Genomic DNA, 16,888 nt, shown 5'->3' on the forward strand with positions numbered 1-16,888 from the left:
AGCCTTTCCTCAAAACTGCCCAATCGTTAAACCATTGGGCAGTTCATTTGTTAGCTTTCTATCTCAACATTTTGCTGGATAGGATTACTTTCCTTTCCCAAGCTTTGCTGTGGTTTTACCCAAATGCGATAAGCAATAGTTAAAAGAATAAGCCATGTTATTCCGACATAAATTGCAGGACGTGAATCAGGGAAATAACCCATCATGACTAAAATAAACACCATGAAACCAATCGCGAACGCAGGTGCATATGGCCAACCCCATACAGGGAAATCAAGTGCCTTAATTTCAGCAATAGATAATTTACGGCGCATCGCAACTTGCGAAAGCAAAATCATGAGCCAAACCCAAACAGTTGCAAAAGTTGCAATTGAGGCAATGATCATGAATACATTTTCAGGAATCAGGTAGTTCAGCACTACACCAATTAACAGCACGCCAGCCATAACAACAACAGTCATCCATGGCACACCATTACGCGATAACTTTTGGAATATACGAGGTGCTTGACCGCGGTTTGCCATACCATAAAGCATACGGCCAGCGCCAAACACATCACTGTTAATTGCCGAAATCGCAGCAGTTACCACCACAACATTTAGAATATTCGCAGCAGACTTAATGCCTAAATTTTCAAAAATTTGTACAAATGGGCTACCTTGGCTACCAATCTGGTTCCATGGGAAAATCGACATCAAAACAAAAATGGTCAGTACATAGAAAAGTAAAATACGTACTGGAACAGCATTAATTGCTTTTGGCAAAGTGGTTTTCGGGTCTTGTGATTCGCCAGCAGTTAAACCGATAATTTCGATACCGCCGAAAGCAAATACAACCACAGATAAACATGCAACTAAGCCAGCAATACCATGCGGCATAAAGCCATCATAAATCCATAAGTTTTGAATACCCGGTACTACACTGCTATGGTCAGCGTGGAAGCCATAGAACATTAAGCCTATTCCGCCTAAAATCATGGCAACAATGGCACTCACCTTGATGATGGAAAGCCAAAATTCAAGTTCACCAAAGACTTTAACGTGAATCAGGTTAATGGCACCCAAGAACATAATGAGAGATAAAATCCAGATCCACCGTGGTACATCGGGATACCAGAACCCCATATAAATACCAAAAGCGGTAACATCGGCAATCGCGACAATTACCATTTCAAAAACATAAGTCCAACCTGTGGTAAAACCGGCCAGAGGACTAATGTATTGTGATGCATAGTGGCTAAATGAACCGGATACTGGGTTATGGACAGCCATTTCACCCAGTGCGCGCATAACGATATAAATTGCAATCCCTGCAACGATATACGCCAATAATACTGAAGGCCCCGCCATTTTAATGGCAGTTGCCGAACCATAGAAAAGCCCAGTTCCGATTGCTGAGCCCAATGCCAAGAAACGAATATGGCGGGTGTTCAAACCCCGCTGTAGTGTGGAGTTTTGTGACATTATAATCTCCAATCCTTGAGGAAATTTAGTTAGATTCGGCCACTCCATGTGACCGTTTTATCAATCACACTTCAGATAAACTTGGGAGTAGGTTTGGAATAATTAACTCGTTTAAACAACCACTCGAGAGTAATTCACTTGCCTGTTCAATATCAGGAGCAAAGAAACGGTCTTCACTGTAGTAAGGAACTTGATCGCGCAAGATTTTACGAGCTTGTTCAAGTTTAGGCGAGCTTTTTAAGCCTTCACGGAAGTCTAGACCCTGACAAGCGCCTAACCATTCGACAGCTAAAATGCCACGAACGTTATCCGCCATTGGCCAAAGTCGTTTACCTGCATTCGGAGCCATTGATACATGGTCTTCCTGATTCGCTGAAGTTGGTAAACTATCAACACTTGCTGGATGTGCAAGTGCTTTGTTATCACTCGCAAGCGCTGCTGCGGTCACTTGAGCAATCATAAAGCCTGAGTTCACACCACCATTTGCAACCAAGAACGGTGGAAGCTGTGACATGTGGCGGTCCATCATCATCGAAATACGACGTTCTGAAAGTGAACCAATTTCTGCGATTGCCAATGCTAGATTATCTGCCGCCATTGCTACAGGTTCTGCATGGAAGTTACCACCAGAAATCACATCACCTTGTTCTGCAAAAACAAGCGGGTTATCGGATACAGCATTTGCTTCAATTTCTAAAACTTCAGCAGCCTGACGGATTTGAGTTAGACATGCACCCATCACCTGTGGTTGGCAACGTAAAGAATACGGATCTTGAACTTTGCTACAGTCTTCGTGTGAATGTGCAATTTCACTTGATTCTGTTAAGAGATCACGATACGCCGCAGCCACATCAATTTGACCACGTTGACCACGTACTTCATGAATACGAGCATCAAACGGTGAGCGTGAACCCAACATTGCTTCAACACTTAAGCCACCACAAACTGTCGCAGCCGCAAATAAATCTTCAGCTTCAAACAAGCCACGTAAAGCGTAAGCAGTTGAAACCTGCGTACCATTTAGAAGTGCCAAGCCTTCTTTAGCCGCTAAAGAAATTGGTTCTAAACCTGCAATTTTTAAAGCTTCAACTGCGGGTAACCATTCACCTTTATAACGCGCTTTACTTTCACCTAGTAAAATCAATGACATATGTGCAAGTGGAGCTAAGTCACCTGAAGCGCCTACTGAACCTTTAAGAGGAATATGCGGATAAACTTCAGCATTAATTAAAGCCAACAAAGCATCAATGACTTTACGGCGAATACCTGAGAAACCACGTGCCAAGCTATTTGCTTTCAATAGAATAATTAAACGAACCATTGCATCATCAAGTGCTTCACCTACACCTGCAGCATGCGAAAGAACTAAAGAACGCTGTAATTTTTCTAAATCTTCAGGAGCAATCTTGGTTGAAGCAAGTAAACCAAAACCTGTGTTAATGCCGTAAGCTGTACGTCCTTCATTTACAATCTGTTCTACACAAGCCACGCTTGCGTTGATTGCAGCTGAAGCACTGTCATCTAATTTAACTTTAATCGGGTTGAGGTAAGCTCGACGTAAATCAGCTAAGGTTAATTTTCCCGGTTGGATCAGTAATTCCATGTTGGCTTCCTAATTTTTTGCACTATATTCTGCTGAGACGGTGCTTTTCACAATTGCAAAAAGCACCGCCAGTTCTTCCATGTGTTTTTATTGAGTGATCATTGGCAAGTTTAAGCCTTGCTCTTTCGCACAGTTAATCGCAATTTCATAACCGGCATCGGCATGACGCATAACACCTGTTGCAGGGTCATTAGTCAGTACACGAGCAATACGTGCAGCAGCGTCATCTGTACCATCACACACAATTACAACGCCTGAGTGTTGAGAGAAGCCCATACCTACACCGCCACCATGGTGTAGAGAAACCCAAGTTGCGCCGCCCGCTGTATTTAACAATGCATTTAATAAAGGCCAATCTGATACTGCATCTGATCCATCTTGCATTGCTTCAGTTTCACGGTTTGGACTCGCAACCGAACCTGAGTCTAAGTGGTCGCGACCAATCACAACTGGAGCTGATAATTCACCGCTACGAACCATTTCATTAAATGCCAAACCAAGTTTTGCACGTAAGCCTAGACCAACCCAACAAATACGCGCTGGTAAGCCTTGGAAGCTAATGCGTTCACGAGCCATGTCTAACCAGTGATGTAAATGTTCATCATCAGGAATTAACTCTTTAACTTTGGCATCTGTTTTATAAATGTCTTCTGGGTCACCAGAAAGCGCTGCCCAACGGAATGGACCAATACCACGGCAGAACAATGGACGGATATATGCAGGCACGAAACCAGGGAAATCAAAAGCGTTTGCTACGCCTTCTTCTTTCGCCATTTGACGGATGTTATTACCATAGTCAAATGTTGGAACACCCATTTTTTGGAAATCGAGCATCGCTTGTACGTGTTTCGCCATCGACTGTTTTGCAGCTTTTACAACAGCTTCTGGTTCAGTTTTCGCACGTTCACGGTATTCATCCCAAGTCCAGCCTACTGGTAGGTAGCCATTGAGTGGATCGTGTGCACTTGTTTGGTCGGTTACCATGTCTGGACGCACACCACGGCGAACAAGCTCAGGTAAAATTTCTGCAGCATTGCCATGAAGCGCAATTGAAATGACCTTACCTTCTTTCGTGTAACGATCAATACGCGCTAAAGCATCATCTAAATCAGTTGCTTGTTCATCTACATAACGAGTACGTAAACGGAAATCGATACTTGCTTGCTGGCATTCAATGTTTAAAGAACAAGCACCTGCAAGTGTTGCAGCTAAAGGCTGAGCGCCACCCATACCGCCTAAACCAGCAGTAAGAACCCAACGGCCTTTTAAATCACCATTGTAGTGTTGGCGACCTGCCTCAACGAAAGTTTCGTAAGTACCTTGTACAATGCCTTGGCTACCAATGTAGATCCAAGAACCCGCTGTCATTTGACCGTACATTGCCAAAGCTTTAGCGTCTAATTCGTTAAAGTGTTCCCAGTTTGCCCAGTGCGGTACAAGGTTTGAGTTTGCAATTAAAACGCGTGGTGCATCTTTATGAGTTTTAAATACACCTACTGGTTTGCCTGATTGAACTAATAAAGTTTCGTCAGTTTCAAGATTTTTCAAAGTATCTACAATTTTGTCGAAACATTCCCAGTTTCGTGCTGCACGGCCAATACCACCGTATACAACCAACTCTTTCGGGTTTTCTGCAACGTCCGGATCAAGGTTATTCATCAACATACGTAATGGAGCTTCAGTTAACCAACTTTTAGCCGTCAATTCAGTGCCGCGTGGCGCACGAATTTCTACATCACGAAATTTTGTTGTCATTGTTGTCACAGGCGGACTCCTTCCTTTGAGCTTACATCAGCAGAACATCACTTGTTTCTGCATTTGTATAGTAATGTATTAACTTGTATATACATCCATATACTACACAAATATTTTACGACGTGAAGAGGCTTGCTCATATTTTTTTAAAAGAATTAAATAAGCTAATGAATTAAAATAATTTATTTTTATGTATTGCATAAAAAAAGCACATATCTTTTCACTAGACATGTGCTTTTAAAAAACAATTTATTGAGTTTTAACGTTGAATTAACTCAATAACATAACAATTTTTTGCCCAATTTTGAGGAAAATGAACTGAGGTAATCGTAGCACTTTTCTCAATTTTTAAAGTCTCATGAGCAGCCAGAAAAAAGGCTTTGTCCTCAATTGCTACTTCCGCGTCAGAACCACTATTAAAAATAAAAATCAGGTCTGCCGAGCTTAAAAAGGTCTGTGCTTCTGTACCTTCTACCCTCTGAAAGCGGGCATGAAACTTTGCAGGATCATAAATTAAATTTAAATCTCGAATTGCACCGTCAACCAGCTCACTTTGAACCTGACTTTCACCATGGAAAGCAAAAATATCGCCTTGGTTCAGCGTTTTGGCAGCAAGGTCATCGACATGCAATACCATGCCCTGTCCATCAAGCACGCTAATAATCCGCTGCTTATTAGGAAATAGCGAAAATGGCCCAGAAGTTGTCACATCAGCCATCGAAATGCGCCACTCAAAGTCGCCTTCACCTTGGCTTCGCGCAATTTCTAAAGTAAAACCCGCACCGTTTTTCCAAAGCATTTTTGTATATTGATCGGCCCTGATCAATTCAATCATGGGTTAAATTTCCCTTCGAGATAATAGCGACTGCCCGGATAAATCAAACGCGCACTTGAAATGAGTTGTTTGTTTGACCATGTACGGCGACGTATGAGTAAACAGGGTTCAGCTTTGGTGATCTTCAACCATTTACACTCTTGAGGAGATGCTAAAACTGCCTCGACAATGTGCTCACCCTCTGACACAGGTGCTTTCGCCATTAAATAAGCATTTGGGGTAATGGTTTTAAAATCTTGTTCTAAATAATCTGGAATCAGTGCTGCATCAACCAAACGATCTTCGACCTGAACAGGTATATCATTTTCATAATGCACAATAATCGAGTGAAATAATCTTTGCCCTTCACGCGTCTGCATTAACACGCTTTGCTCTGCATTTGCATAAATTTGTTCTAAGACTAAAACTTCAGCATGATGCTTATGGTTTCGTGCAATAATCTCATCAGCAATATTATTAATCTGAAAAAGTGCAGTTCGGCCTTGCCCTTCTGCAACAAAAGAACCAACGCCCTGAATTCGAACGAGTAAACCCTCAGTTGTTAACTCACGTAGCGCACGGTTTACCGTCATACGGCTACAACCAAGTTGATTAACCAGTTCACTTTCCGAAGGAATTTTTTTATTTACAGCCCACGAGCCTTCATAAATTTTTTGTGAAATCAGCTGTTTTACGCGTTGATATAAAGGAACCGGACTATCAGCTTCAATCGAAAGCTCAGCATGTTCTTGTTTTGATGTTCTGGGCATAACAAATACTCAAAAAGGCGGCAGGCAAAAAGGTATTTTAGTTGACATGCTATGTATATACAACTACATACAACATGTTAATTTATGAATTAAATAGATTTTAAAAAGTTTAAAAAATAAACATGGCTCAATAAGAGCTAATTTAAAGTTTTATGTAGAGAAATTCAAATATATAAATGCTTTATCAATATTTATTTAATAGTTATTTCTGCTATGCCTGTGCTCAATTCAAGGATGTAAAAAGTATCGTCTTTTCTGATTTACGAAATGCTGCTTAAAATTTTTATTTAAAATAACTGATCGATAGTATTCTTCTGCCACACAGTATATTAATAAAACTGGAAGCACATCGAATGCGTAATTATAAAATAGATATTCTTCGAGGAATGTCTATCCTTTTGGTTCTTTTACATCATTTTAATATTCCCTATAAACTTAAAGATACATGGTTAGGTTTCGATTTCTTAGGTGAAGCCTTTAGCACAGTCATCGCAAGAAACGGAAATTATGGCGTGACCATGTTTTTTGTGATTTCGGGTTTTTTAATTACCCATCACACTTTAAAAAGAGATAAACAATTTTCCGCAATTAACCTCAAGCATTTTTATATCCGACGGGCAGCGCGTATTTTACCGTGTCTGATATTACTCATTTTAGGGGTAAGCATACTTGGGTCATTTGACTTAAAACCCTTTATGAACCAAGCACCGAATGGCATTGAGGTTTCCTATCCTTTAACCATATTTGCAGCTTTAACCTTCTGGATGAATATCCTGATTATTAAATTCGGTTGGGTAAACTACGCTTTGGGCGTGTTATGGTCGCTCTCTGTAGAAGAAGTTTTTTACTTTGTTTTTCCATTATTATGCCTGCTCACGCGTAGTAATAAGGTCTTTATTGCTATCCTTGTTGGAGTCATTTTATACGGGCCATATTTTAGATCTCTTCATTTTGGAGAAGAAAGCGGCGCTTATTTATATCATTATTTTTCAAGTTTTGACGGCATAGCAATTGGCTGTTTAACTGCCATTTTTTCTCATAAATATCAGCCAAATTGGGCTTATAAAAAACCTCTTTCGTGGTTGATTATTTTGAGCATGGCCGCTCTATATTTATATGCGCCAATTAAAGAAGTGAGTACTTGGGGTATTAGCTTATTTGCTTTTGCTACAGGCTTACTGATTTTGTGTTTTCAGCATCCTTCCGAAACGCAAGCGCATAGCCTATTTACCAAAGTCATGGTCTGGTTGGGGCAAAGAAGTTATGAAACTTATTTGTTTCATCTGGTTGTGCTGGGTCTTATGAAAGTTGCTTTTGTTCCAGCTCAAACCGACTCTAGCATCAAAATTATGCTTTTAATTGGCTATCTGATTCTAACTTTTATTATCAGCGCAGCGATTGAAAAATATTATTCGACACCGCTTAACAGCTATATTCGAAAGGTTTTCATTAAAGATAAATCATAAAAAAAAGCCCCTTTAAAATAGGGGCTTTTTTAATTAAGCAATCAACATGGTTTCATCATCTTGTTTAAAAGGATTAGGCCAGTTCTGCCAAGCTTGTGGTCCTAAAGCCATTTCTTCATCACTTAATAAACAACGGTCTAAGCGTTCTATTAAAGCTTGCTCATCCATTTGCATACCAATTAACACCAGCTCCTGACGTGCATCACCTGTTTGAGCATCCCAAACCTTTTTAATTTGTTCGATGCTGTCTAAGTCACTTGGCCAGTCTTCTTCTGCAACGGCCGCCCACCAATAACCTGCTAAGCCATGTCGTGCCATAGCACCCGCTTGTGACCATGAATAAGCCAATGTCGGTTCAGCAGCCAGCCAGAAAAAGCCTTTAGAACGCACGACACCCGGCCATTCACCCTGCACCAAATCATAAAAACGCTCTGGATGGAAAGGTCGGCGAGCACGGTAAACAAAGCTACTGATTCCATACTCTTCGGTCTCTGGCGTATGTTCGCCGCGCAATTCTTTTAACCAACCCGGTGCTTGTGCGGCTTCATCAAAATCGAATAGCTGTGTATTTAAAATTTTATCTAAATCGATCTTTCCAAATTGAGCAATTTCAATTCGAGCACGCGGGTTTAAAGTTTTTAAAATCGCGATGAGTTGGTCTTGCTGAGCCTGATCAATCAGGTCAATTTTATTCAGCACGATTACATCACAAAACTCAATTTGGTCGATGAGAAGGTCGACCACAGTTCTCTCATCTTGCTCGCCTAAAGACTCGCCCCGTTGTTGCAGTGAGTCGACTGAACCGTAATCTTTAAGAAAGTTAAAAGCATCGACCACCGTGACCATGGTGTCGAGTCGAGCAAACTCATTGAGTGAGTTTCCATCTTCATCTTCAAAGGTAAAGGTTTCTGCCACAGGCAATGGCTCTGAAATGCCTGTTGACTCAATCACCAATTGATCAAAGCGCCCTTCATCAGCTAAACGTTTAACCTCAACCAGTAAATCTTCTCGTAGCGTGCAACAGATACAGCCATTACTCATTTCAACCAGCTTTTCATCTGTTCTTGAAAGCTCCGCCCCACCTTCACGTACTAATGCCGCATCAATATTCACCTCAGACATATCATTAACAATCACGGCAATACGGCGGCCTTCACGATTATTTAAAATATGGTTGAGTAATGTGGTCTTTCCTGCCCCCAAAAAGCCAGATAAAACAGTGACGGGAAGCTTGGCAAATGAGTTGGCGATTGCAGTGCGCATGGCTTGATCTCTTTGAATAATATTTAAACTGATCATGGCTGGCCATTTAAATAGGGCCAGATCACAGGCGTAATCTATTTCTAAACCATAATAATGTTATGTTATAACATAACTAATGATCAAGTTTTTATTCCAGTTTTATTTAAGCCAATTCACTTAGTCTTTGAAAAAATTGCTTTTATAGTTACTGACAAATTGAAGTTCTATAGTGATGGTCAGGTCCCCATGAACGGAATCCTTGGCTATCAATATGGATTTGTCCCGAAGCATAAACACCCAGACCCATGTTAAGTGCTTGACCCTTGGTTTCCCAGAACTGACAAAGTTTGGTTTTGGTTTGTTGGATATTGAACTGGTCTAAATCGGTAGGCTGTTCTGGCCCAATTCGAAAATCGAGCGCTGCATTAAAGACATGTCGAGAAGCATCAGCCCCACCAGCACAGCGGTTTAAATATAAAGCTCGATAGGCCGATGTCACTTCAAAATCATTAATCACACCATCGTCAACTAACGCTTTTAAAATGCTAAGTGTCGGAACAATATTGGACCAAATCTCGCGTGGGGGCACTGCATAAGGCTCCACTCCACATTTTTGCCAATCGCGAGCTGAACGCAATAATTCATGGTCTGGAACTAAATTGGCAAGCCCTTTTTGCTTAAGAAATTGCTTATAAGCTTGTACAGACTGTCCGTGATCTGCGGTTGCAATCCAAGCCACATAATCTTCGGGTTGTTGTTTTATCCTGACCACTGTTTTTTTAGGCTGCGGCAAAGTGTGGGTGTGTAGAGGAGTTGTTGGCTTGGGCGTTTGAGTACTACACGCTGTAAGAGATAATAAAATTAAACCTAAATAACGTTTCATAAATATGCTCTATCTTCGCCAAAAATGGGAAGACTGCTCATCATTAAATTGAACAAATGTTATATTATAACAATAATAAAGTCCTTTAATTTCTGTTGTTAAATTTTAAAAATAAAAAAGGACGTATGAGATACGTCCTTTTTATAACTAAAACCTATGCTGTTATTAAATATCGGCTTCTACAGCAGTTAAAGACTGCTCAGCTTTTAGTTTTCGGCGTTTAAATTGATAAGCCACCATCAAACACAAAATCCAGCCAGGAATCATCATCACCGCAACACGCATATCTGGTGTTAAAGACATCACAATTAAAATGCCCAACATAAACACGATGCATAAATAGTTGCTAAATGGATACATAAAGCTTGGGAACTTAGTGGTTTGACCTTGGTTTTTCATATATTTGCGGAATTTTAAATGTGTCCATGAAATCACCACCCAGTTAATCACAATCGCTGCAACTACCAGCATCATGAGCAACCCAAAAGCTTTTTCAGGGAAAATGTAATTTAACAATACACATAAAATAGTCACCGCAGCAGACAAGATCACTGCATTGGTTGGAATACCGCGTTTATTAATGTGTGCAAATACTTTTGGTGCATTACCTTGTTGCGCAAGGCCCAATAGCATACGGCTACTGCAATAACTTGTACCGTTATAAACTGAAACCGCAGCGGTTAAAATCACAAAGTTCAATAACGTTGCAATTCCTTGGCTGTCTAAAGAAGCAAATACCATCACAAATGGACTGCCGCCTTCTGCCATCTGGTTCCACGGGAATAACGAGAATAAAACAAACAATGTCGCAATATAGAAAATCAAAATACGGTAAATAATTTGATTCACAGCTTTAGGTAAAGTTTTATCAGGGTCACGTGCTTCAGCCGCAGTAATACCGAAAAGCTCAATACCACCAAAAGCAAAAATAATGACTGCCATTGCCATCACTAGGCCTTCAACACCAAATGGGAAAAAGCCACCGAGTGCCCAAAGGTTTGAAATGCTTGCTTGTGGTCCCGCTGTACCTGTTGCAAGTAAATATGAACCAAAACCAATCATTGCCAGAATCGCCAAAATTTTGACAATAGAAAACCAAAATTCCATTTCGCCAAAAAACTTAACGTGGAGCAAATTAATGCCATTAATTAAGACAAAGAAGGTTAAAGCAGATGCCCACGTTGGGATTTGCGGCCACCAATATTGAATATAAAGACCAATTGCGCTTAGTTCTGCCATACAGACGAGAACATTGAGTACCCAATAGTTCCAACCAGACATGAACCCTGCAAATGGTCCCCAATATTTGTAGGCAAAATGACTAAAAGAACCACTGACTGGCTCTTCAACCACCATTTCACCAAGCTGACGCATCATTAAAAAAGCAATAAATCCTGCAATTGCATAGCCAAGGATGACCGATGGACCTGCTAATTTAATCGATTGTGATATACCAAGAAAAAGCCCTGTGCCAATCGCCCCACCCAATGCAATAAGTTGGATGTGCCGATTACTCAAACCATGTTTCAGGTTTCCTTGCTCTTGTGCTGACATATGATTATTCTCATCCGTGTCACGTAATTTTTTTCCAATAAATTACGTATATCATAAATTGATCAAACTTTCATAGAGATTGATGAAAAAATAATTGCGTGACTTTTCTCATGACCGCGAATGAAAACAGAAAATACAAGAAATGACAATTATTATGAAATGTGTAATTAAATTATGTATTGCGTAATTTGATGAATTCAGTATTATAGAGACATGAAGCAATTGGTTGTGCTCGGTCTATATCAAACTCATAAGACAAAAGATGATCTAAGCAAAGGTTAAAAACTTATTGAGTAGCTCAGTCCTAGGCCGAAATTTTATTTGTATAAGACCCGAGATAAAGACAAGGACGCGAAAATGGAACAAAAACTTAACTCTTTTATTGAAATTTCACCTCAATCAGATTTCACAATTCATAATTTACCTTATGGTATTTTTAGTAGAACTGCCGATGGCGAACGCCAAGTCGGTGTAGCTATTGGCGATTGGGTACTCGATCTCGCAGCTCTTGAAAAATATGGTCTTTTAAAACTTTCAGAACAAGATACATATTTTAATCAGCCGACACTGAATAAATTTATCGAGTCTGGCAAAGCCAACTGGTCAAAAGTTCGTAAGACACTTCAGTCTCTTCTCTCGGTTGATAATTTAACGCTGCAAGAAAATGAAGCATTGCGCCAAGAAGTTTTGGTTAAGCAAGACAGCGTAACTTTGCACTTACCCCTTCAAGTACCTGGCTATACCGATTTCTATTCGTCTAAAGAGCATGCGACCAATGTAGGCTGTATGTTCCGCGATCCTAAAAATGCTTTACTGCCAAACTGGACTGAATTGCCTGTCGGCTATAACGGTCGTGCTAGCTCTGTTGTCGTGAGTGGCACTCAAGTTGTGCGTCCATCTGGACAAATTAAACTTCCAAATGAAGAGCGCCCAGTTTTTTCTGCATCGCGTAAACTCGATTTTGAACTTGAAACAGCATTTGTTATTGGTAAACCAACACAGCTTGGCCAGCCGATCTCGATTGAAAATGCGTGGGACCATATTTTTGGAATGGTATTACTCAATGACTGGTCAGCACGCGATATCCAGCAATGGGAATATGTACCTCTAGGTCCTTTCAATTCAAAATCCTTTGCCAGTGCCATTTCACCGTGGGTGGTAACGCTTGAAGCACTTGAGCCATTTAAAGTGGAAGGCCCAAAACAAGAGCCTAAACCTTTAGCTTATTTACAAGAAAATATCGCCAACAGTTACGACATTAATTTGAGTGTTGAAATTCAAAGCCCGAAATCGGCGCAAAGCGACGTGATCTGCAAAACCAACTTCAAATATATGTATTGGTCTATGGCTCAACAGCTCACTCACCACACTATTGGTGGCTGTAACGTTCAAGTTGGTGATTTAATGGGTTCAGGCACCATTTCAGGTTCTACACCAGATTCTTATGGTAGCTTGCTAGAGCTTACATGGAACACCACCAAGCCTTTAACTCTTGCTAACGGCGAAACTCGTGGTTTCTTGCAAGACGGCGATACACTCATTATGAAAGGCCACTGTGAGAAAAATGGTATTCGCATTGGCTTTGGTGAAGTTCGAAACACAGTTCTTCCTGCATTAAATTTCGATTTTGCAGAAACTTCGGAGCCAGACTATGAAGCTGTATAGTTACTTTCGTAGCTCTGCAGCCTACAGAGTACGGATTGGTCTAAACATTAAAGGTTTAGCTTATGAGACTGTTCCAGTTCATCTAGTAAAGAACGAACAGCAAAGCGAAGACTATTTAAAGTTAAACCGTAGTGCTCTCGTTCCGACATTAATTGACGGCGATTTAACCTTGTCACAATCTTTAAGTATTTTGGAATATCTGGAAGAACAATATCCAGAAACCAAATTACTTCCAAGCGATGTGCAAGAGAGAGCCAAAATCCGTGCCTTTGCTCAGGCAATCGCTTGCGATATTCACCCGTTAAACAATCTGCGTGTTCTGAAATATTTAAAAAATGATTTAAACGTTTCAGATGAACAGAAAAATTATTGGTATCAACACTGGATTATTGAAGGCTTACAAAATCTCGAACAGCTACTTCAAAATTCAAACGGACAATTTTGCTTTGGACACGACGCAACAATTGCCGATTGCTGTCTGATTCCACAGGTTTACAACGCGAAACGCTTCAAGATTGACTTATCTGCGTTTCCAAAAATTGAATCGATTTATCACCATTGTTTGTCTATCCCAGCCTTCTATAACGCGGCGCCAGAACAACAACCAGATTGGGAATAGTAAAAAGGAGTTTTAATATGACATTTGCCATTAAAAAAATACATCACGTTGCATATCGTTGTAAGGATGCGAAAGAAACTGTTGAGTGGTATAAAAAAATGCTCAACATGGATTTCATTTTAGCCTTTGCTGAAGACCATGTGCCTTCAACTAAAGCCTTTGACCCATACATGCATTTATTCTTAGATGCAGGTCAAGGCAACGTTTTGGCTTTCTTTGAATTGCCGACTCAACCAGACATGGGCCGAGACGAAAATACCCCTCAATGGGTACAACATATTGCTTTTGAAGTCGAAGATTTAAATGCTTTGATGGCTGCTAAACAACATTTAGAAGCAAATGGCGTGAAAGTTTTGGGCGTAACCAATCATGGTATTTTCCACTCAATTTACTTCTTCGACCCAAATGGCCATCGTTTAGAACTAACTTATAACGATGCACATGCTGAAGAAAAAATTGCAAAAATTACTGAAGAAATGAAAACTGAAATGCTAGAGGAATGGAGCAAAACCAAACGTGCTCCGCACCACACTCATTTCTTACATGAAGCAGAGTTAGGAACCTAATTTAAAAAGGGTCAACTAAAAAGTCGGCATTGATTAGAATTGTTAAAAACAGCTCTATATCAATGCCGATTTATATTATGTAAAACTGCTAAATTTTTAGAAAATTACGCTATAAATGAGAGCATCGTGATTTTAGAAAAATGTTGATTATTAAACATGTCAATTTCGCTAATAGAAAAAGGTGATTTCTATTTTTCACTAGGCTCAGGCATGATGTAAAACGCAGCAATTTCAATTTATGTTTTGAACATCACTGTTTAACAGCTGAAGTAACTTTATTAAGGGTATTTAAATGATTGAAGAAAAAGTATCTGGGGGGGTTCAATCACTTGAAGTCGGTTTATCTGTACTAAACGCCCTTTTAGAGCACAATCAACCTATTATTCTCAAAGACCTATCTAGTAAACTAGAAATGCATCCTGCCAAAGTGCATCGCTATCTGGTAAGCCTTATTCGCATGGAATATGCAAAACAGCTTGATGATGGGCAATACGCTTTGGGTGATCAGGCATGGCGCTTAGGTCTAAACTGTGTTCAGCATAGCGATACACTACAGCTGGTACAGCATTTAATTTACGACCTACAAAACAAAATTGGTTGCGGTATACAAATTAGTAAATGGTCGCCGAAAGGCCCTGTGGTTGTTCAATCGATTGAATCTAACCACCCGATCTCGATTGTCACTAAAGTCGGCTCGATTATGCCCTTAGTCAATTCTGCTGCGGGTCGTTTATTTGCTTCTTATCTTCCAGAGCATTTTGTTCGCCCCTTAATGGAAACAGAATGGCAAAAACATCAAGAGCTTGGTCTAAACATCGCACCACAAAACTGGGAAGCGTTTACAGAGCTTAAAGAAACCATTCGCCAGCAAGAAATGTCGGCAGCGAAAGGTGATTTACTGACAGGAATTAATGCGGTGGGTTTACCTGTGTTTAACTCAAATCAAAGCATTGAGTTTTGTATTGTCGCATTGGACAGTGAAATGTTTTTGCCAGTCGACCCTCACAGTAAAACGATTGAAATCTTGAAAAATGAAGTGAAGCTCATCAATCAATATATTAAAAGTCGCTAATCAACAGCCATAAAAAAACCAAGAGATCAAACTCTTGGTTTTTTTAGATCAGGAATAAAGCTCGGCTTATTTAGCTTCTAGAACACCACGGCGAATCTGGTCACGTTCAATCGACTCAAATAATGCCTTGAAGTTACCTTCACCAAAACCATCATCATCTTTACGCTGAATAAATTCAAAGAAGACTGGACCAATCATGTTTTCAGAGAAAATTTGTAATAACAGTTTCTTCTGACCATCTTTAGTGTTGCCATCTAGCAAAATACCACGCTGTTTTAACTCTTCAGTCGGTTCACCATGCTCAGGTAAACGCTCTGGTAGCATTTCATAATACGTATTTGGTGGCGGTGTCATAAATTTCAGACCGAGGGCTTTTAACTTATCCCAAGTCGAAATTAAGTCATCACAAATAAACGCGATATGTTGAATACCTTCGCCATTAAAGTCAGATAGGAACTCTGCAATTTGGCCGTTTCCTTTATCCGAATCTTCGTTTAACGGAATACGGATCTTACCGTCTGGCGCTGTTAATGCTTTAGACGTTAAGCCAGTATATTCACCTTTAATATCAAAGTAGCGAATTTCTTGGAAGTTAAAGATTTTTTCGTAGAAGTTTGCCCAATACTCCATGCGGCCTTTGTAGACGTTATGAGTTAAATGGTCAATTTCGTTTAAGCCGGCACCCACTGGATGTCTTTTCGCATCATCAAAGAACACAAAGTCATTTTCATAAATATCGCGGTCAACTAAAAAGATTGGCATGCCACCAATACCTTTAATTGCCGGAATGTTGAGCTCCATTGGCCCAACTTTTGAATACATTGGTTCAGCACCAAGCTCTACCGCTTTTTTGAAAGCTTTTGCTGCATCACGTGTTTTAAAGCCCATTGCACAAGCAGATGGACCATGTTCATTAAAGAAGAATGAAGCATAAGATTCTGGCTGATAATTCAGGATAATATTGATATTTCCTTGACGCCATAAGTACGCTTCTTTCGATCTATGCTTGGCTACTTTTGAAAAGCCGATTGTTTCAAAAACTGGATCTAATTCATTTTCTTTTGAAACAAACTCAATAAATGCAAAACCGCATAATTCTAATGGGTTCTCTAAAATATCCATCTAGTTTCCCTCTGGTGATTACCTGTTCCGTTTATCTCTATTGCTGATGAACTCAGCTCCTTTCTCTATAGAATACGTCGTCATTGGGTGAGACTTTGAACCGTCAAAATGCCTTAACCCAACGCATCCTATGAGAAAAAAACGAGTCACTAAAATGAAGTTATGATGAGCGTGGAGCCTTTGATGATGAATTCCCGTTCCATGTGGTGTTTATTTTCCATACACATTGTCCTTTCTTATCTAAAAGTACGATTGAGATTTTTCACTAAACCCTTAAGAATCGTCTTTTCCTAA

The 16,888-nt window shown here is 40.0% G+C and carries 14 protein-coding genes; 5 read left to right on the forward strand and 9 right to left on the reverse strand.

Annotated elements, in window-relative coordinates:
* Positions 1-50 precede the first annotated feature (50 nt).
* The 5 genes from OD757_RS12485 to hutC all read right to left on the reverse strand — a co-directional run bounded on the left by OD757_RS12485 (position 51) and on the right by hutC (position 6,405).
* A complete protein-coding gene (locus OD757_RS12485; protein WP_263032076.1) occupies positions 51-1,463 on the reverse strand; it encodes an amino acid permease in 1,413 nt (470 codons plus the stop codon).
* 64 nt (positions 1,464-1,527) lie between these two features.
* Entirely contained in the window at positions 1,528-3,066 is a 1,539-nt protein-coding gene (gene hutH / locus OD757_RS12490; protein ID WP_263032077.1) for a histidine ammonia-lyase, read from the reverse strand.
* A gap of 87 nt (positions 3,067-3,153) precedes the next feature.
* Positions 3,154-4,821 (reverse strand): urocanate hydratase, encoded by a 1,668-nt coding sequence (gene hutU, locus OD757_RS12495; RefSeq protein ID WP_081400125.1) that lies wholly within the window; start codon positions 4,819-4,821, stop codon positions 3,154-3,156.
* 259 nt (positions 4,822-5,080) lie between these two features.
* On the reverse strand, positions 5,081-5,656 hold the full coding sequence (locus tag OD757_RS12500) for a HutD family protein (protein ID WP_263032078.1): 576 nt from the start codon (positions 5,654-5,656) through the stop codon (positions 5,081-5,083).
* Positions 5,653-6,405 (reverse strand): histidine utilization repressor, encoded by a 753-nt coding sequence (gene hutC / locus OD757_RS12505; RefSeq protein WP_263032079.1) that lies wholly within the window; start codon positions 6,403-6,405, stop codon positions 5,653-5,655. Before hutC ends, OD757_RS12500 begins: the two co-directional genes overlap by 4 nt.
* A gap of 353 nt (positions 6,406-6,758) precedes the next feature.
* Between hutC and OD757_RS12510 the strand changes: the two genes are divergently transcribed.
* A complete protein-coding gene (locus OD757_RS12510; RefSeq protein WP_263032080.1) occupies positions 6,759-7,871 on the forward strand; it encodes an acyltransferase family protein in 1,113 nt (370 codons plus the stop codon).
* A 33-nt stretch (positions 7,872-7,904) separates the two neighbouring features.
* Here OD757_RS12510 and zigA read toward each other — a convergent pair whose 3' ends face one another.
* The 3 genes from zigA to OD757_RS12525 form a co-directional block, all read right to left on the reverse strand.
* Complete coding sequence (gene zigA, locus OD757_RS12515; RefSeq protein WP_263032081.1) at positions 7,905-9,170, reverse strand: zinc metallochaperone GTPase ZigA; 1,266 nt, start codon at positions 9,168-9,170, stop codon at positions 7,905-7,907.
* A 148-nt stretch (positions 9,171-9,318) separates the two neighbouring features.
* Positions 9,319-9,996, reverse strand: a complete 678-nt coding sequence (locus tag OD757_RS12520; RefSeq protein WP_263032082.1) for a YcbK family protein — start codon at positions 9,994-9,996, stop codon at positions 9,319-9,321.
* A gap of 165 nt (positions 9,997-10,161) precedes the next feature.
* Complete coding sequence (locus OD757_RS12525) at positions 10,162-11,550, reverse strand: amino acid permease (RefSeq protein ID WP_009392403.1); 1,389 nt, start codon at positions 11,548-11,550, stop codon at positions 10,162-10,164.
* A gap of 357 nt (positions 11,551-11,907) precedes the next feature.
* On the opposite strand from OD757_RS12525, the gene fahA reads away from it, so the two are divergent.
* The 4 genes from fahA to OD757_RS12545 all read left to right on the forward strand — a co-directional run bounded on the left by fahA (position 11,908) and on the right by OD757_RS12545 (position 15,472).
* Positions 11,908-13,215, forward strand: coding sequence for a fumarylacetoacetase (gene fahA / locus OD757_RS12530; RefSeq protein ID WP_263032083.1), 1,308 nt, complete (start codon positions 11,908-11,910; stop codon positions 13,213-13,215).
* Positions 13,202-13,834 carry a maleylacetoacetate isomerase gene (gene maiA, locus OD757_RS12535; protein ID WP_009392442.1) on the forward strand — a complete coding sequence of 211 codons (633 nt, stop codon included), beginning with the start codon at positions 13,202-13,204 and terminating at the stop codon, positions 13,832-13,834. Before fahA ends, maiA begins: the two co-directional genes overlap by 14 nt.
* A 17-nt stretch (positions 13,835-13,851) precedes the next feature.
* Positions 13,852-14,400, forward strand: coding sequence for a VOC family protein (locus OD757_RS12540; RefSeq protein ID WP_263032084.1), 549 nt, complete (start codon positions 13,852-13,854; stop codon positions 14,398-14,400).
* A gap of 292 nt (positions 14,401-14,692) precedes the next feature.
* Positions 14,693-15,472 (forward strand): IclR family transcriptional regulator, encoded by a 780-nt coding sequence (locus OD757_RS12545; RefSeq protein WP_005300427.1) that lies wholly within the window; start codon positions 14,693-14,695, stop codon positions 15,470-15,472.
* Between the two features lie 66 nt (positions 15,473-15,538).
* Here the strand turns inward: OD757_RS12545 and hppD are convergent, their stop codons facing one another.
* Positions 15,539-16,594: a 4-hydroxyphenylpyruvate dioxygenase gene (gene hppD / locus OD757_RS12550; RefSeq protein WP_263032085.1), complete on the reverse strand. Its 1,056-nt coding sequence runs from the start codon at positions 16,592-16,594 to the stop codon at positions 15,539-15,541.
* Positions 16,595-16,888: the final 294 nt, after the last annotated feature.

Origin of the sequence: Acinetobacter sp. AYS6 (genome assembly GCF_025630795.1) — a bacterium.
Classification (GTDB): domain Bacteria; phylum Pseudomonadota; class Gammaproteobacteria; order Pseudomonadales; family Moraxellaceae; genus Acinetobacter.